The following is a 19,083-nucleotide window of genomic DNA, read 5'->3' on the forward strand; positions in this document are numbered from 1 at the left end:
AGAAGGCGCAGCGTTAGCGCTGCGCCAAGGGCTCTGCATCCATGACCGGCGCGCCGGCAATGGCCTGATACACCGACACCATGGCCACCGCCGCGTCGATACGGCTTTGCACCAGATCACTGCGCACTGCGGTGAGCGCCTGCTCGGTATCCAGCACTTCAAAGTACTCGATATACCCCTGCTCGTAGCGCAGCCGCGCCTGCTCGACCGCTTGCTCGGCAGACTCGGTGGCGGTTTGCAGCCAGTCACTGCGGCGCTGCGACTGACGTACATTGACCAGCCCATTCTCGGTTTCTTCCAAGGCGTTCAGCACCGTCTGCTGATACTGCGCCAGCCGCTCGGCGCCGCGGGCATCGGCCGCTGCGATACGCGCGCGCACTCCTTCTACATCCAGAAAGGTCCAGTCGATGCCCAGGCTGACGCGTCGCGATTCGGCACCAGCGGTGAACAAATCACTACCGCTACCCGCGACTGAACCGAGCAGCGCACCCAGGGTGAAGCGGGGGAACAGATCCGCCGTGGCCACGCCCACCTGCGCGGTGGCGGCGGCCAGACGCCGCTCGGCGGCCTGAATATCAGGCCTGCGCCGCAGCACCTGGGCCGGCGTGCCTACCGGCACCTCGGCGACCACCGCAGGCATCGGCCGCTCCTCTGCCAGCAGCGCATTCAGCGCCGCCGGGGGTTGCCCGGTGAGCACCGCCAGGCGATGCATACTCAGTTGGACCGCAGCCTCACGCTGCGGCACCAGCGCACGCAGCGAGTCCAGCTCGGCCGCGGCGCGCAGACGATCAAACTCGGTACCGCGGCCGGCCTCCAGCCGCGCGCTGACAATATCCAGCGACTCCTGCTGCAGCGCCACATTCTGCCGCGCTACCGCAAGTAACTGCTGTTGTCCGCGCAGGGCAAAATAGCTGCTGGCCAACTGGCCGGTCAGCGCTACCTGCAGCGCCTGCAGGTCAGCCGCGGAGGCTTGCAGCTCGGCCTCACTGGCCTCGACTGCACGGGCCAGGCGGCCATAGAAATCCAGCTCCCAGCTCGCCACCAGGCCGGCAGAGTATTGCTCGACGCGCTGCTGATCCGGTGTACTGCGCTCAACTTCTGCCAGGTGCTGCTCGGCAGCGCCCCCCTGCGCCCGCACACTTGGCCAGCGCTCGCGCCGGGCGCCTCGCAGCAAGGCTTCAGCACTCTGGTAACGCGCCAGCAAGGTTTGCAGATCAAGGTTGCCCGCCAGCGTCCGCTTTACCAGGCCTGCCAGGATCGGGTCGTTGAACCCGGCCCAGAAACGCTGCTCTGCCGCCGGATCCAACTGGCTATTGCTCGCCTGACTGAAGCGGTCAACCTGCACCGGCGCCGGGGCCTGGTAATCCGGGCCCACCGCGCAGGCGGTAACCAGCAAACTGAGGGCAAAGGGCAACGCGCGCTGCAGGGGTCGGTGCAGTCGCTTATTCATGGTTACTCTCCTGTTCGTGACTCGCTTTGGCAGTCGCCGTGTGTGGCGCCGCAGTGGCTGGCGTCAGCGCCAGCGATTTGCCCGACAGCTTGCGCAGGGCGACGTAGAACACCGGGGTCAGCAGCAGGCCGAACAGGGTCACGCCCAACATGCCGGTGAACACGGTAATGCCCATGGCGTTGCGCACTTCGCTGCCGGCACCGGTGGCCAGTACCAGCGGCACCACCCCGGCGATAAAGGCGACCGAGGTCATGATGATCGGCCGCAAACGCAGACGGCTGGCCTCCAGCGCGGCCTTGATGGTCTGCATACCCGCCATTTCCAGTTCGCGGGCAAATTCGACGATCAGAATCGCGTTCTTGCACGCCAGGCCCATCAGCACCACCAGGCCCACCTGTACAAACACGTTGTTATCGCCGCCACTCAGCCACACGCCAACCAACGCAGCGAGCAGACACATGGGCACAATCAGAATTACCGCCAGCGGCATCACCCAACTCTCATAGAGCGCCGCCAGCACCAGGAACACCAGCAACAGCGCCAGCGGGAAGACCACCAAGGCCGCGTTGCCCTGAGTAATCTGCTGGAAACTCAGGTCGGTCCACTCCACACTCATGCCAGCCGGCAGCGTTTGCCCGGCCACCTCGGCCACCGTCGCCAGGGTTTCACCGGACGACAACATCGCCGGATCGGACTGACCGATCAGATCGGATGCCGGGTAACCGTTGTAGCGGATCACCGGATCGGGACCAAAACTCTGCGTCAGGCTGACCATGGTATTGAGCGGCACCATGTCGCCCTGGGCATTGCGGGTGTAGAGGTGATCCAGATCGCTGGCCTCATCGCGGAACGAGGCATCCGCCTGCGCCTTGACCTGATAGGTGCGGCCAAACAGGTTGAAGTCGTTGATGTACTGCGAGCCAAAGTACAGCTGCAGCGTGCCGAACAGGTCATCCAGCCGAACGCCCTGGGCCTTGGCCTGCAGGCGATCCACCTCGGCATCCAGTTGCGGCACGTTGGCCTGGTAGGAGGTGATCGGGAAGCCCAGCCCTGGGGTTTGCGCCAATGCCATCGCCAGCGCATCGGTGGACTGCTGCAGCGCACCGTAACCGGCCCCGCTGCGATCCTGGATATACAGCGAATAGCCAGAACCCGCGCCCAGGCCAAACACTGGCGGCGGCATGAAGGTGATGGCAAAGCCTTCATTGATACCGCCCAGCTTGGCGTTCAGGTCGTCGGCAATTTCCAGCGCCGTGCGGTCGCGAATCGCGAAGTCGTCGAACAGCACAAACACAGTGGCGATATTCGGCGTATTGGTGCCCTGCAGCGCGTTAAAGCCGACAAAGGCGGCGGCGTCGGCCACGCCTTCGGTGCCCAGCGCCATTTCACTCACCCGCCGCGCTACCGCTTCGGTGCGGTCCAGGGTGGAGCCTTCCGGCAGGCGAATACTGCCAATCAGATAGGTCTTGTCCTGGGTTGGAATAAAGCCACCCGGTACCTGATTGAACATGAAGGCGGTGCTCGCCAGCAGGATCAGATAAACCCCGAACACCAGCCCGCGACGGCCAAAGCTGCGACCCACAAAGCGCTCGTAACGCAGCGCATTGCGCTGGAAGAAGCGGTTGAACGGGCGAAACAGCCAGCCAAAGCCGCGATCAAGAATACGCGTAGGCAAGTCCGGCGCAGCGCCGTGCGGCTTGAGCAGGGTCGCCGCCAATGCGGGCGACAGGGTCAGCGAGTTGATCGCCGAGATCACCGTGGTGATGGCGATAGTCACCGCAAACTGGCGGTAGAACTGACCGGTAATGCCGTCCAGAAAGGCCATGGGCACGAAGACGGCACAGAGCACCAGACTGATGGCGATGATCGGCCCGCTCACTTCACGCATGGCCTGATGGGCGGCGGCCAAGGGCGCCAGACCCTGCTCGATATTGCGCTCGACGTTCTCCACCACCACGATGGCGTCGTCCACCACGATGCCGATGGCCAGCACCATGGCGAACAGCGTCAGGGTGTTGATTGAGAAGCCCAGCATCAGCAAGACGGCAAAGCTACCGACAATCGAGACCGGCACCGCCAGCAAGGGAATCAGTGAGGCACGCCAGGTCTGCAGGAACAGAATAACCACCAGCACCACCAGCGCTACCGCCTCCAGCAGGGTGGTGATCACCGAGCTGATGGAGGTGCTGACGAACACCGTGGGATCGTAGGCGATTTCCCACTTCAGGCCCTTGGGAAAGTCGTCATCCAGCTCGGCCATCTTGGCGCGCACCGCCTTGGAGACGTCCAGCGCGTTGGAGCCCGGCGCCTGGAAAATCGGCAGGGCAACCGCCTGACGGCCATTGAGCAGGGCGCGCAGCGAATCTTCCTGCGCCGCCAGCTCGATCCGCGCCACATCGCGCAGCCGGGTGATCTGCCCATCGGCGCCGGTTTTCAGCACGATATCGCCAAACGCCTCGGTACTGTCCAGCCGCCCCTTGGCATTGATCGAGATCAGCAGGTCGGAGCCACCGGGCATCGGCGGCGCGCCAATCTGACCCGCCGAAACCTGCACATTTTGCTCCTGTACCGCCGCGCTGATATCGCCGGCAGTCACGCCCAGCGAGGCCGCCCGCTGCGGGTCGACCCACAGGCGCATGGCATAGTCACCAGCACCAAACAGCCCGGCCTGGCCCACGCCGGGAATGCGCGCCAGCTCGTCGCGAATGTGCAGCACCGCGTAGTTGCGGATGTAGGTGGCATCCAGACTGTCGTCCGGCGAGATCAGGTGCACCGCCATCATCAGGTTGGGCGACTGCTTCTGCGTAGTCACCCCAAGACGGCGCACATCTTCCGGCAGCCGCGGCAAGGCCTGCGAGACCCGGTTCTGCACCTGCACCTGGGCCTGATCCGGGTCAGTGCCCAGGGCAAAGGTCACGGTCAGCGCCAGGCTGCCGTCACTGCCGGCCACCGACTTCATGTAGATCATGTCTTCCACGCCGTTGATGGCTTCTTCCAACGGCGTAGCAACGGTTTCTGAAATGGTTTTCGGGTTGGCACCGGGGTAACTGGCGCTGACCAGCACGCTGGGCGGCACCACCTCAGGGTATTCGCTGACCGGCAACAGCGGAATGCTGATCAGGCCCACGGCAAAGATGATGATCGACAGCACCGAGGCAAAGATCGGTCGATCAATGAAAAAACGTGAAATATTCACGGCAAGACTCTCCCTGTGGCGCGCTCGCATGAGCGCGCCTCCTGGCAACAAAGATGTGGTTTTTGCGTATCAGAGAAACGCGATTACAGACTGTTCTGCGCTATGGCGTTGGCCCGCTCGGCACTGGCCATGGCGACCGGTTCAGGCGCCACCTGCATACCCGGGAAGGCAATTTTCTGCAGGCCGTTGACCACCACACGGTCGCCGTCGGCCAGACCCTCGCGGATCACCAGCAGGCCATCCATGCGCCGGCCGGTCTGCACAAAACGGCGGGTCGCCTGATTCTGCTCATCCAGCACGTAGACATAGCGGCGATCCTGATCGGTCAGCACGGCTTTCTGGTCAATCAGAATCGCCTTGCTGGCCGCGGCTACCGGCATCCGCACGCGGGCGAACTGTCCCGGACGCAATAACCCCTGCGGATTGGCCACCACGGCGCGGTATTGCAGAGTCCCCGTGGCCGCATTGAACTGATTGTCGACAAAGTCGAGCTGGCCGTTGTGCGGGTAGTCCTGGGTGTTGGCCAGGCCCACCTTGACCGGCACCGCGCTCTGCTCAGCGCTGGTGTAGGGATTGTTGTCGGCGGTCTGCTGGTCGCTCTCGAAGTACACATACATGGGGTCAACCGAAACCAGCGTGGCCAGCAGCGTGCTGTCGGCGGTGGCCAGGTTGCCGCGGGTGATTTCCGCTCGCCCCATGCGACCGCCCACCGGAGCCTTCACTTCGGTGTAGGCCAGTTCCAGCTTGGCGTTATCGAGTGCCGCCTGGGCCGAATTGACACCGGCGCGGGCAATCGCCCGGGCCGCGCTACGCTGCTCCAGCTCTTCACGGGAAATGGCCCGGCGCTCCCACAGCTGCTCGGCACGCTTGGCTTCGCGGTCACTCAGCTGCAACTGGCTGCGCGCCCGCTGCAGTTCGGCGGCCGCCATCTGCAGCCGCGCCTGATAAGGGCGCTGATCAATCACAAAGAGCACGTCGCCCTGCTTCACCAACTCGCCCTCGGTGAAGGCCACGCAATCGATGTAACCGCTGACACGCGGCCGCAAGGCCACGGTTTCCGGCGCGGCGATACGGCCGGTGAAAGTATCCCAGAGGGTCACTTCGCGGGCACTCACGGTCGCCACCTGAACGGCGGGTGCCGGTGGCGCCGCTGCCGACTCCTGACCCTGAGCATCGCAACCAGCGAGTAGCGCCAGCAGCAGCCCGAGTGCGCCGAGTTGTTTTACGTTCCTTAGGGCGAAAGTAGTCATGCTGTTTGCTCCCTGTGTGCAAATTGGCCTGGCAATGCGAAAAAGCCCTGCACGCACGAGGCGAACCGGTTCAGACAGGGCTTTGGTATGGGGGGAACGATACGCGGCCATACGCGCCATCCGATAGCGTAGTCCTGCGCAACAATTGCCTAATTCTGTTTTTGTCAGAGAAAAAGGCAATTGCCGCCATGCGCGACTTTGGGGCCTGAAGGGCGTCAAATTGCACTGCAGGAATGCAAAGCGCCGCCTTGCAGCCTTTGATTTGCGCGATCCTGCAAGCTTATTGCCTTATCCTGCAAAAGCAATCAGGCTGTCATAAGCGCAGCGAACAAGCTGCGTATACTATCGCGAAACTCCGAAACGAGGTGTAAACCAATGACCAGCCATTTCCAACCGGTAAAAGCAGAAGCGCCCATGTGCCGACAGTTGGCCGAGCTGGCGCTGGAGCACGCCACCGCTGACGGAATACACGATACCTGCATACCCGGCCTGCAGATGTTTCGGGCCGATCAGCCAAGCGCCCTGAACTGTGGGGTTTACGACCCGGCCTTATGTGTCATCGCCCAGGGCAGTAAAACCGTGCAGCTAGGCGACAAGGAAATTGCCTATGGCCCACTCACCTATATGATCTCGGCGGTTGACCTGCCGGTGGTCGGCGCAGTGATAGAGGCCTCGGCCGAGGAGCCTTATCTGGCCATCAAGCTGTCGATCGATCCGCAGGAAGTCGCAGAAATGGTGCTGGAGCTGGGCGATACCCTGCCACCATTGGATCAGCAGCGCGATTGCCCTGCAGCGGCTTGCGGCTTGAGCGTAGCGCCGGTCAACGTCGGTATTCTGGAGGCCATGACCCGGCTGGTATCGCTGCTTAACTCCCCGGCCGACTGCCGTATTCTGGCACCGCTGGTGCGCCGCGAGATTATTTACCGCGCCCTGGTAGGTGAGATGGGCTGGCGCATGCGCGACTTTGTCGCCACCGACAGCCAGGCGCACCGTATCTCCAAGGTAATTGCGGTACTCAAGGACCGCTTTGCCGAGCCGCTGCGCGTGCGTGAGCTGGCTGATGACGTGAATATGAGTGAGTCGACCCTGTTCCATACCTTCAAACAGGTGACGCGCATGTCGCCGGTACAGTTTCAGAAGAAGCTGCGCCTGCACGAAGCACGTCGGCTGATGCTCAGTGAGGGGCTGGAGGCGGCCACCGCCAGCTACCGCGTGGGCTATGAAAGCCCTTCGCACTTCAGCCGCGAGTATCGCCGCATGTTCGGCGCACCACCCCGGGCCGATGTGGTCAAGCTGCGTGGCGAGCAACCCATGCTCGCCACCATGTGAAGCAACCGCTGGTAATCAGCCTGCGGCTTAATAGGGCGGGAAGCTGCCGAGAATCTTGCCCACCAGCCGGTTGATCTGCTCTTCACGCTTGGCCGGCGTTTGTGGACGCTCGCTCAGGGTATCGCTTTCACTGCCGCGCCAGACCAGCTTGCCATCATTGCTGTCGAGCATGTCGATCTGCAGCGTCAGCTCCTTATAATCAACACTCTGGGTCTGGATCGACGGACCACCCCAGAAACCACCCCACCCTGTGCCCCAATAGCCGCCAAAACTGGTGGTGACGTTGTCCTGTCGGTTCTCGACGATCAGATAAGTCTTCACCTTGAGGTCGGCACCCTGACCAGCAACCGGGGGTCGCAGGCCACGCAGCTCCATCTGATTGGCTACCGAGGCCTTGACCCGCTCGGTAGTCAACTCGCCAGCCAGGCGCGGGTCGTTCTCGGGGCGGTAGGCCACAGCTGGCTCATCAAACTGCCAGGTGCGATAACCGGAAAAGTCGCGCGAGGCATCGTAATCCGGCTGCACCGCAGCGCCCTGACAGGCGGCAAGCAAGAGCACAGCGGGCAACAGCAAAAATAGTCGACGCATTTCAACACTCCAGAAGGTGATCGATAAGCATGAGGGCGCCGTTCGCAGAGCCGTCACAATTGCCTTTATAGCAGCCAATAGATAACAACCAACAGGCCGGCCCGCGCCAGCGCGCAGCACGATATCTGCAGTGTAACCCGAGCCAGCAGCCATTGCCGCCACCCACGCCACAAACAGCCCCCAAGGCTCTTGCAAATTGCACGACACAAATCAGCCGGTCGTGCAAAGCGCAAGTGAAAGGCGCTCATCAAAAACAAGCAAGTCATTGTTTTTATTGTAAATTTTTAATTTAAAAAAGCTGGCACAGCCCCTGCAATATCTTTTACATCGGCACACAAATGCAGCGCCGAATACGGACAAAAAACGATTCACAGGAGAAACACCATGTTCAAGATGAAAACAATCGCACTTGCTACCGCTACCGCCAGCCTGATTGGCATGATGCCACTGGCTGCCCATGCCGACGATGGCGATCTGGCCGAAGCTCGCCAGGAAGGTTCAGTCTGGACCGCGATTGCCTTGAATCGCCACCTGAACCCCTTCAGCATCGATGTTGATGTTGAGAACGGTGTTGCCAAGCTGACCGGTGAAGTAGAGAACGACGTTGACCGCGATCTGGCCGAACAGGTTGCCATGAGCATCGACGGCGTCACCGAGGTCGACAACCAACTCAAGGTCAACCCCGGCGTTGAAACCAAGTCCAACGACGAGGGCACGCCTTCGCTGTCGCAGAGCTTCAGCAACGCCACTACTACCGCCACGATCAAGTCGAAGCTGCTGTGGAACAGCAACACCGAAGGTCTGGACGTAAACGTTACTACCAAGAATGGCGTAGTTTCCCTGAGCGGTACTGCCCAGTCTGACGCTGCCAAGGATCTGGCCGGCATGCTCGCCAAGGACACCGACGGTGTGCGCCGCGTAGACAACGAGATCAAGGTCAACGCTGATGCAACTGCTGCCGCCAAGGCGCAGAACACTGCCGACGACGCCGGCGAAGCGATCAGCGATGCCTGGATCACCAGCAAGATCAAGTCCAGCTACCTGCTGAGCAGCAACCTGAGCGGCCTGGACATCTCGGTTGACACCAACAACGGTGTAGTTGCCCTGAGCGGCACCGTGATGTCGGATGCCGAAAAGGACCTGGCCATCAGCACCGCCAAGAACATTAAAGGCGTTAAAGACGTGACCGCAGAAAACCTGCGCACCGCCAGCTGATCAACCGGCCGGCCCGATACGGGCCGGCCTTTTCACCCTCTGTAACTGACAACAGATGCACAGAAGGAGATAGATCATGAGCAACAAGACAACTGCTGAACTGAATGAGCTGATCGAAATTACCCGTGACGGCAAGCGCTTTTACGAGCATGCCCGTGACGAGGTCAAGGATCCGCAACTGCAGGTTCTGTTCAAGGACATGGCGCAAGCCAAAACCGATGTGATTGTTGCACTGGAAGGCAAGGTAGCCGCCAATCACGAAGTACCCGCCAGCGGCGGTACCTTCACCGGTAAATTGCGTCAGGTGTATGCCGATACCCGCGCAGCCATCTCCAGCGATGAAGGGGCGACCTATATCGCCCAGCTGGAAGAAGCCGAGGATCGGATTCTGCATGCCTTTGAAGATGCGATGGACAGCAAGAACCCGGATCTGCGCGCCGACATTACAGCGCAAATGCCCAAGGTGCGTGCTTGTCACGACCGCATGCGCGACCTGAAGAAAGCGCAATAACCGTTACCACCCTTAACAACGCAGTAAAACAGCATTGTCGTCAGTCAGGGTTTATCCCTGGCGCGATAAACCAGAGCAAGAGCCAGTGCGGCTGACCTGACAGGGAAGCGCAGCGAGGCTTGCCACCAAGGAGAAACACCATGCTTAGTTGGGCTATTACATTTCTGATCATCGCCATCATCGCTGCCGTACTGGGCTTCGGTGGCATCGCCGGCACGGCAACGGGTATTGCCAAGATTCTGTTCCTGGTCTTCCTGGTGCTGTTCATCGTGTCCTTTATCATGGGCCGCCGACCGCGACCCTGATAGCAGGCACTGACTGCAAACACCCGCTCAGGCGGGTGTTTTCATGTCCGGCAACTTCATTTCGATCTTGCCGCCGGCAATAAAGCGATACAACACCGCACCCAGCACGCCGCCGACAATCGGCGCCAGCCAGAACAGCCACAGTTGCGCCACCGCCCAGTCACCGACAAAGACCGCCACACCGGTGCTTCGCGCCGGATTCACCGAGGTATTGGTGACCGGAATGCTGATCAGGTGAATCAGCGTCAGGCACAGGCCGATGGCGATAGGCGCGAAGCCCGCTGGCGCGCGCGCATCCGTGGCGCCCATGATCACCAGCAGGAACATCATGGTCATCACCACCTCACACACCAGCGCAGCCTGCAATGAATAGCCGCCGGGCGAGTGCGCGCCGTAACCGTTGGACGCAAAACCAGCACTGACATCGAAACCAGCCTGACCGCTGGCAATGATGTACAGCACCGCGCCGGCCAGTACGCCACCCAGCACCTGCGCAATGATGTAGGGCGCCAGCTCACTCGCCGGAAAGCGCCCGCCAGCCCAAAGCCCAATACTCACCGCCGGATTCAGATGGCAGCCGGAAATATGCCCAATGGCAAAGGCCATCGTCAGCACGGTCAGGCCAAAGGCTAGCGAGACCCCCAGCAAACCGATGCCCACGTCCGGAAAGCCCGCAGCCAGCACCGCACTGCCGCATCCGCCCAACACCAACCAGAAGGTCCCGCACATTTCCGCAGCGTAAGCTTTCATACACATTCCTCTGTGTTGTTGGCATCGCGCGCCCAGGACTGCGAACTCGGGACTGGCGACCCGTGAGTTGCACCGGCAGCGCCGGATGCAACTAAGCATAGGCTGGCCGCGCGAGCTGACAAGCACAGAGCAGACCTTCTGTCGGCTGCCCCCATCAGGGCAACGGCGCGGTCTTCGCTAACCGTGGCGGGTTCAGGCAGTAACCGGTACCAACATGGCGTCGCCACTGGCAAACAACTTGCGCTGCTCATCACCCAGCGCGTAAATCTCGGCGGCGGCAAAAACCTGCTGCCGGCCGGGTTTGACCACCCAACCGCGAATCACGAAAGTCTCTGCCACAGCGGGTCGCAGGCAATGTACCGTGTACTGGGAGGCCAGAACGCGATCGGTTTGCGTGATGGCGGCAAAGCCGCAAGCGGTGTCGATCAGCGCGCCCAGAATACCGGCGTGCAAAAAGCCGCTGTACTGACCGAACTCCTCGCGCCAAGGCAGCTGCAGGGTCACCTCGCCCGGCGTTGCCGACACCAGTTGCAGGTCCAGCCAGCGGTTGAACGCCGCCATGGGTAGTATCTGTTGGATCTTGTCGTGCAATACCTGATGTTCTTGCATGATTCGGTGCCTCTTTGACGGTGGTGGGTTAACGCGCGACCTTGAAAACGGCACTGGCCGAAGCGCACAACTGCTCGTCGGCGTAAATCCGCGCTGCCGCGTAACACAACGAGCCGCCGGCGCGCAGTACTTCCGCGCGCACTTCCAGCCACTGGCCCTGACGCGCCACGCCCAGGTAGTCGAGTGTCATGCTCACGGTCACCAGGCCCTGGATGTCTGGCAAACGCGCGGCGCAGCTCAGACCCATGGCGTTGTCGGCCAGTGCCGAGATCAGACCGCCATGCACAAACTCGCGGCTGTTCACATGCGCCTGTCCCGCGCGCAGCCCCAGGCTCAACCCATCACTGTGCGGTCGCTGGTAAATCGGCTGCCAGGGGTCGGTCAGACCACTGCGACGGTCGTGCAACTGATAGCCAACTGGAATCTCCGTATTGCTCATGCTGATACCCCTGCGCGCGAGTTGATGTAGACCAGTCTATATAATATCAGGCGAGAGTCAAACCAGTTGCTGCGGGCGGACATGGGAGCAATGCAAAAAGAGGGGCACCGCTTAGGCCAGGCTAACAGCAGCAGCGCGGCTGGCAGCGCTAAGGCGCCGGGGCGGCGCTTTCGATCAGCGCGGCCAGGTCATCACAGGCCTGAGTAATAGGCAGGGCGCTGGCCTGCACGCGCGACAGCAACAGGGCGCCTTCAACCGTGCAGATCATCAGCTGCGCCCAGCGTTGCGCGCGCTCGGCGGCCACCCCGTCGTCGCGCAATTGCAGCACAAACACCTCACACCAACGGGCGAACGCCTGCTGCCCGGCCAGGGCCAGTGGCGGCGATTGCGGCGTGGTTTCCAGCAAGGTAGTGGCGATTGGGCAACCCTCGGCAAACCCCGCCTGCGTCACCCAGCCGGCAAGTAACTGGCCATAGCCCCGGAGCATGTCTGGCGCGCAGGCGTGTTGGCTGCGCAGGTCTGTCAGAGTCTGGGTGACCACCTCAGCCGCAACCGTCACCGCCTCTTCACCCAACTGCTCCTTGCCGCCGGGAAAGTAGTGATAAAGCGATCCCTTGGGCGCGCCACTGTGCTTGAGAATGTCGTTCAACCCGGTGGCAGCGTAGCCACGCTGGCGGAACAGCCGGATGGCGGAAGCAATAATGCTGTTGCGGTGTTTGGCGGCAGTGGCCATGGCATTTACCTGCGGGCAGTGGCTGATGTTTATACAGACCAGTCTATCGGATCGTCCGCAGCCAGCACACTGGCAGCGACCGGGCTGCTAGAATCCAGCCTTTACTGCCAGCGGACTCGCCATGAAACGTTTCATCCTGCTCGACACTGCCCCCATTCCCGGCACCGCCGATGCGCTCTGCCTGTTCGAATATGGCGACGATTTCGTGATCAAGATTCAGGGCGGCAAGGGTGGCCAGTTGATGAATACCCGCACCCATGGCTCGGAGGATGCGCTCGCTGCCATCCCTTGCCGCACGCTGAGCAGCAAGGCTGACGCGCGGGTGCTGATTGGCGGGTTGGGCATGGGCTTTACGCTGGCCGCTGCACTACAGCATCTGGCGCGGAACGCTGAAGTTGTGGTGGCCGAGCTGGTGCCGGGCGTAATCGAGTGGAACCGAGGCGCACTGGGCGAGAAGTCCGGCAAGCCGCTGAGCGACCCGCGCACGCGGGTGGTCAATCAGGATGTCGCCGAGCTGCTCACGTCCGAGTCAGCTGGCTTTGACGCCATCATGCTGGATGTGGACAACGGCCCCGAAGGCCTGACGCAAAAGTCCAACAGCTGGCTGTATTCCCCCGGCGGGCTCGAGGCCTGCGCCCGCGCGCTGCGCCCCAAAGGCACACTGGCGGTCTGGTCAGCCAGTGCCGACCGTGCCTTTTCGCAGCGGTTGAGCAAAGCCGGCTTCAAGGCGCGCGAAGAGCAGGTGTACGCCCACGGTAACAGCGGCACCCGGCACACCATCTGGATCGCACAGCGTAAATAACCGGCGATAGATCTTCACCTGCACATCGAGGAGCAAACATATGAGCAACAGCAAACTGGAAGGCGTACAGGTACGCCGTGAAGTCATGGGCGACGCCTTTGTCGACCGCGCGCTGAACAACGCCACCGCGTTCAGCCAGCCGCTGCAGGAGTTCGTCAACGAGCACGCCTGGGGCGGTGTGTGGAATCGCGAAGGGCTGGATCGCAAGACCCGCAGCCTGATCACCTTGGCCGCGTTGACCGCGCTCAAGTGCCCGCAGGAGCTCAAGGGCCACGTGCGCGGCGCCTTGAACAACGGCTGCAGTGTGGATGAAATCCGTGAAGCCCTGCTGCACTGTGCGGTCTACGCCGGGGTACCGGCGGCAATCGACGCCTTTCGCGCCGCGCAGGACGTGATCGACAGCTACCAGAGCGCCTGAGCCGCGATGGACATCAGTCTGGCGCGAACCTTTCTGGAGATAGTGCGCAGCGGCAGTTTGGTCGCCGCTTCCGAGCAGCTGCACGTCACCCAGGCGGCCATCACCGCCCGGGTGCAAAGCCTGGAAAGTCAGCTCAATTGCAGCCTGTTTGTGCGTAACCGGGCGGGCGCCAGGCTGACCGCCGACGGCGAAGCCTTTGTCAGCTACGCCCATCAAATGGTGCAGGCCTGGGAAGCCGCCCAGCGCGATCTGCCGCTGCTGCAGGGCTTCGACAAGGTGCTGCGCGTGGGCGGCGAAACCAGCCTGAGCAACCCGCTGATGCTGCATTGGGTCCGGCAGCTGCGCCAGCAGATCAGTGGGCATACGATTCGCGCCGAAGTAGGCGAGGGCGCGCTGCTGCTGCGCAAGCTGGAGCAGGGCACGCTGGACGCCGCCCTGGTGTTTCAGCCAGCGTACTGGCCCGGCCTGCAGGTGGAAGAGTTGCTGGAAGAAAAGCTGATCCAGGTGTGCCTGCCAGCGCGGCCCGCCCCCTATATCTATATCGACTGGGGCGAAGATTTTCGTCGTCAGCACGATGCCGCACTGCCGGATAAGGCCAGGGCCGAACTCAGCTTCAATCTGGGGCCGCAGGCGCTGCAATACCTGCTCGAATGTGGCGGCAGCGGCTATTTTCGCCGCAGAGTGGTGCAGAGCTATCTTGATCAGGGTGTACTGCAGCGCGTGCCGCAGGCGCCCGAGTTCAGCTTCCCGACCTTTCTGGTCTACGCCCGCGAGCGTGACAACCCGGTACTGCAGCAGGCCATCGCCCTGCTGCGCGCCGCCGCGCAGAACAGCACAGACTGGTCACAGCGCTGGAGTCCGGAGCTGTAACCAGCGATCAGGCCAGATGCCGCAGCAGATCCCGGTGCAGCGCGGCGATCAGATCGGTCTGGGTCACCAGCCCCACCAGCCGCCCCTGCTCCAGTACCGGCAGGCAATGCAGCCCGCGTTCACTCAGCAGCGGCACCAGTTCGACAATATGGCAGTGCTGGTCAACCGCCACCACGGGTGAACTCATCACCTCGCGCAGCGGTGTTTTCTGGCCGCCGCCACGGCGCAGCAGGCGGCGCCCGCCACGCCCGGCAAAGTCAGCCAGATCCACCAGGCTGACAATCCCGACCAGTTGCTGCGCTTCATCCAGTACCGGCAACACCCGCAGCCGATGCTGCTGCAACAGCTGCAGGGCTTCGCGCACGCTGGTGTCGGGCGTTGCCCAGTGCAGATTGCGCGACATCACGTCGGCGGCGCACAGCGCACCCATGTGACGGCGCAGCGCAGAGACCTCAGTGGTATGGATGATCTGCGCCAGATTTGCGCGAGTGATATCGACAAACTCGCCGAACTCATCCAGCGCCGCGTCCAGATCCGCGTCGGTAATGCCCACCCGCAGGGCTGGCGGCGCATCACGGGTATGCTGCAGATCAATCACCGGAGCAGGGCGTTTCGGATAGCGTACCCCGGTCAGGTTGTTGTAGATCAGCGCAAACGCCAGCAAGGCCACGGCGTGCAGCATCACCGGCAGAATCGCCAGCTCGCCCAACTGCTGTAACGCCGGACCGGCCAGCACCACGCTGAGTGCCACCGCGCCGCCCGGTGGGTGCAGGCAGCGCAGCAAAAACATGCATAGCAGGGTGAGCCCGGTGGCCAGCGCCGCTATGCCCAAGGTATGACCACCAAACTGCGCCGCCGCCGTGGCCACCAGCGCGGCCAGCAAGTAACTACCGAGGACAGCGCGCGGTTGCGCCAGGGTACCCGAGGGCACCGCAAACAGCAGAATCGCCGAGGCGCCGACCGGACCAATCAACAGCAGCGCGACCGGCAGGCCAAATACCCACTGGCACAGCCAGACACTGGCCAGAATCCCCAGCGTGGCGCCCACCCCGGCCCGCAGCCACTCCTGCGGGCGCGGCTGAATGGCACTGTTAACACGACTGAAGAGAGTGGCAGGGCTGAGGTTGATCATCGGCGATAGCGGTCACGGAAAGAAAAACGGCGCGGGTCGGGTTAACTCACCCGATCCGCGCCGCGCAGTGTGCCGCCATTAATGAATCACAACCAGTCAATAATAATTGACTTTAAATACAGCAATACTTAATTAAAAAGCGCGCACGCTTCAAGCCGCGAAGCGTTGTTCCAGATAGGCATTGATTGCCTTGGATTCGTACAGCCAGGATGTGTCGCCGTTTTCTTCGATACGCAGGCAAGGCACCTGAATCTTGCCGCCCTGCTCCAGCAACGTCTGCCGGTCGGTCGGATTGTTCTTGGCGTCACGCAGTGCAATCGGCAGGTTGAGGCGGCGCAGCGTGCGGCGCGTCTTCACGCAGAAGGGGCAGGCATTGAATTGATAGAGGCTCAACTGAGCCGCCGCCTGATCTACTTGCGCCTGGGCTTCCGGGCTGCGTTTCATCTTGCTCGGGCGGGTGATGAAACTGAGGAAAATGATCACTTGGCCAAGGCCAACGCGCAGGGCTTTCAACAACATGGACACACACCTCCGGGTCAGTACAACAAAGGCGCGCAGCTTACCTGATTCAGTGCGCCGACGCCCGCCGGGCTGACGAGCGCGGCAACCGCAGCTCGGCCAGCGCGCCCGGGTACGGCATAATGGGCGCTGAACCGTCAGCCAGCGAGCCCTACCGATGAACCCAGAAGACCTGTTGTTGCTGGTCAGCCGCGAGATGCCCTTTGGCAAGTACAAGGGCCGCCTGCTGGCTGACCTGCCCGGCCATTACCTCAACTGGTTTGCCCGTGAGGGCTTTCCCAAGGGCGAGATCGGCCGCCTGCTGCAGCTGATGCAGGAGATTGACCACAACGGCCTGAAGCCGCTGCTTGACCCCCTGCGCGGGCGCGGCCAGCGCTGAAATCGCCTCGGCTCAGGCAATCCCGCCGTTGGCGCGCAGCACCTGACCGTTGATCCAGCCGCCCTCGGCGCTAGCCAGGAAGGACACCACCGCGGCAATATCCTCCGGCTGACCCAGACGCTCCAAGGGTGCCATGTGCGCCAGCCGCTGCACCATCTCCACCGTTTTGCCATTCAGGAACAACTCGGTCTCTACCGGGCCGGGCGCCACTGCGTTGACCGTGATCTGGCGTCCGCGCAGCTCCTTGCTGAAGACCTGGGTCATTGCCTCGACGGCCGCCTTGCTGGCGTTGTAGATGGCGTAGCCCGGCATTTTCATGGCCAGCGCCGAGGTCGACAGGTTGATGATGCGCCCGCCCTCGTTCAAGCGGGTTGCTGCCTCGCGCAGGCAAGCGAACACACCCTGCACGTTCACCGCAAAGGTCTGCGCGAAAAGCTCGTCCGTGGTGTCGACCAGCGGCATGGTCTGCATGACGCCAGCGTTGTTGACCAGTACATCCAGCGCACCTAGTTGCTGCTCACATTGGGTAAAGAGCGCGCGTATCTGCTCGGGCTGGGCCATGTCGGCCTGAACGGCCACCGCACGTGCGCCGGCGCCCTGCAGCTCACTGACCAGCTTGTTCGCCTCGGCAGCGCTGTTGGCGTAATTGATCGCCACGGCGAAACCGTCGGCGGCAAGCCGGCGGGCTATTTCGGCGCCAATACCGCGCGATGCGCCGGTCACCAGCGCGACCTTCTGTTGCTGATTGGACATCTGCTTGCCTCCTGATCGAATTGAGCAACCAGCATGCGCCGCTGACCAGCAGAGTCAAATACACAAAACTGGCTGCAGCTGGTCAGATACTCCAGCGCCAACTGCGCGAAGCCGCGCGGGGAACCTGAACCCGTGCAGGTGATCTATGCTGGTGGTTCCATTGGCATCGCCGCTTGACGGTGATGCGCCGCAAGCAGTCCGTCAGCAGACCCAACCAGGAGTAGAAAGAATGGCGAAATTACTGGTGCTTTATCATTCCATGTACGGCCACATAGAGACCATGGCGCAGGAAGTGGCGGCGGGGGCGCAGCAGATCAAGGGTGTCAGCGTCACCATCAAGCGAGTACCGGAAACCATGCCGGAACAGGCCTTCAAGGCCGCCGGCGGCAAGACTGACCAGACCGCCGAGGTCGCCAGCCCCACCGAATTGGCCAACTACGATGGCATCATTTTCGGCACGCCCACCCGCTTCGGCAACATGACCGGGCAAATGCGTACCTTCCTCGACCAGACCGGCGGCCTGTGGGCCAAGGGCGCGCTGCACGGCAAGGTGGCCAGCGTGTTCACCTCCACTGGCACCGGCGGCGGGCAGGAGATGACCATCACCTCCACCTGGACCACCCTGGCGCACCACGGCATGATCCTGCTGCCAATCGGCTACGGCACCCCAGAGCTGGCCGACATCGAGCACGGCAAGGGCGGTACACCTTACGGTGCCTCCACCATCGCTGGCGGCGATGGCTCACGCCAGCCTGACGAGCGCGAGCGAGCGATTGCTCGCTACCAGGGTAAATACGTGGCTGAAACCCTGCTCAAGCTCACCACCTGATCGCCCTGGGTGCCGGCCAGCCGGTCGGTACCTCACCTCCCTGTCTACCCAGCGCCCCTCCACACCATCGACCATCGACCATCGACCATCGACCATCGACCATCGACAGCATTGAATTACGGTCATCATATATATAGAATTACAACCGTAATTAAATGGTCGCATTTTTATTTTCCGGGGTATCTGACATGAGCACAGTAAATGACAAAGGCACTGCTTTGGTTACCGGCGCCTCCTCCGGCATCGGCGCCCGCTACGCCGAACGCCTGGCCGAGCGCGGCTACAATCTGCTGCTGGTAGCGCGCGACGAGCAGCGGCTGCAGCGCCTGTCACAGCAGCTACAGAGCCGCTTTGCAGTGACCGCGGAGGTAATGCCCGCCGATTTGACCGACGCCCGTGCGATCGAGCGAGTAGCCCAGCGCCTGCGCCAGGATCAACAGATCAGCCTGCTGGTCAATAACGCCGGTGTCGCCCTCAGTGGCTCGCTGGCGGAATCCGACCGCCACAGCGTCGCGGCCCTGCTGCAATTGAATGTGCTGGCCTTGACGCTGCTATCCAGCGCTGCTGCCGTTAACTTCAGCATTGCCGGGCGTGGCGGCATTATCAACCTGGGCTCAGTGGTAGCCTTACTGCCGGAGCGTTTTAACGCGGTTTATGCTGCCAGCAAGGCCTACGTGCTCAGCCTGACGCAAAGCCTGCAGGCTGAAGTGGGCGATCGCGGGGTCCGGGTGCAGGCGGTTCTGCCCGGCATGACACGCACGGAAATATGGCAGCGCAGCGGCGTGACACTGGACGCCTCGTTCGACGCCATGATCATGTCGCCCGACGATATGGTGGATGCGGCACTGCGCGGCTTTGATGAAGGCGAGCTGGTAACCATTCCTTCGCTGCCCGACAGCGCCGACTGGCACAACCTGCTGCAGGCGCGCATGCAACTGGCGCCCAATCTCTCGCACCGGCATCCCGCCGCGCGCTATAGCTGAAGCAAAACAGCCCCGGTCAAGTA

At 62.2% G+C, this 19,083-nt stretch carries 21 protein-coding genes; 10 read left to right on the forward strand and 11 right to left on the reverse strand.

The window, feature by feature from the left end; genetic code table 11:
• Positions 1-13 precede the first annotated feature (13 nt).
• From BLU26_RS11190 to BLU26_RS11200, 3 genes are all read right to left on the reverse strand, one after another.
• The gene (locus tag BLU26_RS11190) at positions 14-1,450 is read right to left on the reverse strand and encodes an efflux transporter outer membrane subunit (protein WP_092286675.1); all 1,437 of its coding nucleotides are present in this window, start codon (positions 1,448-1,450) and stop codon (positions 14-16) included.
• On the reverse strand, positions 1,443-4,646 hold the full coding sequence (locus BLU26_RS11195) for an efflux RND transporter permease subunit (RefSeq protein WP_092288460.1): 3,204 nt from the start codon (positions 4,644-4,646) through the stop codon (positions 1,443-1,445). Before BLU26_RS11195 ends, BLU26_RS11190 begins: the two co-directional genes overlap by 8 nt.
• 83 nt (positions 4,647-4,729) lie before the next feature.
• On the reverse strand, positions 4,730-5,896 hold the full coding sequence (locus BLU26_RS11200) for an efflux RND transporter periplasmic adaptor subunit (protein WP_092286677.1): 1,167 nt from the start codon (positions 5,894-5,896) through the stop codon (positions 4,730-4,732).
• 375 nt (positions 5,897-6,271) lie between these two features.
• On the opposite strand from BLU26_RS11200, the gene BLU26_RS11205 reads away from it, so the two are divergent.
• Complete coding sequence (locus BLU26_RS11205) at positions 6,272-7,225, forward strand: AraC family transcriptional regulator (RefSeq protein ID WP_092286679.1); 954 nt, start codon at positions 6,272-6,274, stop codon at positions 7,223-7,225.
• A 27-nt stretch (positions 7,226-7,252) separates the two neighbouring features.
• On the opposite strand, the gene BLU26_RS11210 is transcribed toward BLU26_RS11205, so the two are convergent.
• Positions 7,253-7,813, reverse strand: a complete 561-nt coding sequence (locus tag BLU26_RS11210; RefSeq protein WP_092286681.1) for a DUF4136 domain-containing protein — start codon at positions 7,811-7,813, stop codon at positions 7,253-7,255.
• Between the two features lie 384 nt (positions 7,814-8,197).
• Here BLU26_RS11210 and BLU26_RS11215 point away from each other — a divergent pair, with 384 nt between their 5' ends.
• The 3 genes from BLU26_RS11215 to BLU26_RS11225 all read left to right on the forward strand — a co-directional run bounded on the left by BLU26_RS11215 (position 8,198) and on the right by BLU26_RS11225 (position 9,844).
• A complete protein-coding gene (locus tag BLU26_RS11215; RefSeq protein ID WP_092286683.1) occupies positions 8,198-9,028 on the forward strand; it encodes a BON domain-containing protein in 831 nt (276 codons plus the stop codon).
• 76 nt (positions 9,029-9,104) lie between these two features.
• On the forward strand, positions 9,105-9,539 hold the full coding sequence (locus BLU26_RS11220; protein ID WP_092286685.1) for a ferritin-like domain-containing protein: 435 nt from the start codon (positions 9,105-9,107) through the stop codon (positions 9,537-9,539).
• A 140-nt stretch (positions 9,540-9,679) separates the two neighbouring features.
• The gene (locus BLU26_RS11225; RefSeq protein ID WP_092286687.1) at positions 9,680-9,844 is read left to right on the forward strand and encodes a DUF1328 domain-containing protein; all 165 of its coding nucleotides are present in this window, start codon (positions 9,680-9,682) and stop codon (positions 9,842-9,844) included.
• A gap of 27 nt (positions 9,845-9,871) precedes the next feature.
• On the opposite strand, the gene aqpZ is transcribed toward BLU26_RS11225, so the two are convergent.
• The 4 genes from aqpZ to BLU26_RS11245 all read right to left on the reverse strand — a co-directional run bounded on the left by aqpZ (position 9,872) and on the right by BLU26_RS11245 (position 12,375).
• Positions 9,872-10,594: an aquaporin Z gene (aqpZ, locus tag BLU26_RS11230; protein WP_092286689.1), complete on the reverse strand. Its 723-nt coding sequence runs from the start codon at positions 10,592-10,594 to the stop codon at positions 9,872-9,874.
• 192 nt (positions 10,595-10,786) lie between these two features.
• On the reverse strand, positions 10,787-11,203 hold the full coding sequence (locus BLU26_RS11235; protein WP_092286691.1) for a PaaI family thioesterase: 417 nt from the start codon (positions 11,201-11,203) through the stop codon (positions 10,787-10,789).
• 28 nt (positions 11,204-11,231) lie between these two features.
• Positions 11,232-11,642, reverse strand: a complete 411-nt coding sequence (locus BLU26_RS11240; RefSeq protein WP_092286693.1) for a PaaI family thioesterase — start codon at positions 11,640-11,642, stop codon at positions 11,232-11,234.
• 148 nt (positions 11,643-11,790) lie between these two features.
• A complete protein-coding gene (locus BLU26_RS11245) occupies positions 11,791-12,375 on the reverse strand; it encodes a TetR/AcrR family transcriptional regulator (RefSeq protein ID WP_092286695.1) in 585 nt (194 codons plus the stop codon).
• A gap of 121 nt (positions 12,376-12,496) precedes the next feature.
• Here BLU26_RS11245 and BLU26_RS11250 point away from each other — a divergent pair, with 121 nt between their 5' ends.
• From BLU26_RS11250 to BLU26_RS11260, 3 genes are read left to right on the forward strand one after another with little or no spacing between them, the layout of a single operon-like run.
• Positions 12,497-13,177: a spermidine synthase gene (locus tag BLU26_RS11250; RefSeq protein ID WP_092286697.1), complete on the forward strand. Its 681-nt coding sequence runs from the start codon at positions 12,497-12,499 to the stop codon at positions 13,175-13,177.
• A gap of 40 nt (positions 13,178-13,217) precedes the next feature.
• On the forward strand, positions 13,218-13,595 hold the full coding sequence (locus tag BLU26_RS11255) for a carboxymuconolactone decarboxylase family protein (protein WP_092286699.1): 378 nt from the start codon (positions 13,218-13,220) through the stop codon (positions 13,593-13,595).
• Between the two features lie 6 nt (positions 13,596-13,601).
• The gene (locus tag BLU26_RS11260) at positions 13,602-14,465 is read left to right on the forward strand and encodes a LysR family transcriptional regulator (RefSeq protein WP_092286701.1); all 864 of its coding nucleotides are present in this window, start codon (positions 13,602-13,604) and stop codon (positions 14,463-14,465) included.
• 7 nt (positions 14,466-14,472) lie between these two features.
• Here BLU26_RS11260 and BLU26_RS11265 read toward each other — a convergent pair whose 3' ends face one another.
• Positions 14,473-15,597, reverse strand: coding sequence for an HPP family protein (locus BLU26_RS11265; protein WP_092286704.1), 1,125 nt, complete (start codon positions 15,595-15,597; stop codon positions 14,473-14,475).
• A 150-nt stretch (positions 15,598-15,747) separates the two neighbouring features.
• Positions 15,748-16,116, reverse strand: coding sequence for a glutaredoxin family protein (locus BLU26_RS11270; protein WP_092286706.1), 369 nt, complete (start codon positions 16,114-16,116; stop codon positions 15,748-15,750).
• Between the two features lie 157 nt (positions 16,117-16,273).
• On the opposite strand from BLU26_RS11270, the gene BLU26_RS11275 reads away from it, so the two are divergent.
• Positions 16,274-16,495: a DUF3820 family protein gene (locus BLU26_RS11275; protein WP_092286708.1), complete on the forward strand. Its 222-nt coding sequence runs from the start codon at positions 16,274-16,276 to the stop codon at positions 16,493-16,495.
• A gap of 12 nt (positions 16,496-16,507) precedes the next feature.
• Here BLU26_RS11275 and BLU26_RS11280 read toward each other — a convergent pair whose 3' ends face one another.
• Positions 16,508-17,248: an SDR family oxidoreductase gene (locus tag BLU26_RS11280; protein ID WP_092286710.1), complete on the reverse strand. Its 741-nt coding sequence runs from the start codon at positions 17,246-17,248 to the stop codon at positions 16,508-16,510.
• A 229-nt stretch (positions 17,249-17,477) separates the two neighbouring features.
• Between BLU26_RS11280 and wrbA the strand changes: the two genes are divergently transcribed.
• Entirely contained in the window at positions 17,478-18,077 is a 600-nt protein-coding gene (wrbA, locus tag BLU26_RS11285; protein ID WP_092286712.1) for an NAD(P)H:quinone oxidoreductase, read from the forward strand.
• A 188-nt stretch (positions 18,078-18,265) separates the two neighbouring features.
• The gene (locus BLU26_RS11290) at positions 18,266-19,060 is read left to right on the forward strand and encodes an SDR family NAD(P)-dependent oxidoreductase (RefSeq protein WP_092286714.1); all 795 of its coding nucleotides are present in this window, start codon (positions 18,266-18,268) and stop codon (positions 19,058-19,060) included.
• The last annotated feature ends 23 nt before the right edge of the window (positions 19,061-19,083 follow it).

Origin of the sequence: Halopseudomonas sabulinigri, from assembly GCF_900105255.1 — a bacterium.
Taxonomy (GTDB): Bacteria; Pseudomonadota; Gammaproteobacteria; order Pseudomonadales; family Pseudomonadaceae; genus Halopseudomonas; species Halopseudomonas sabulinigri.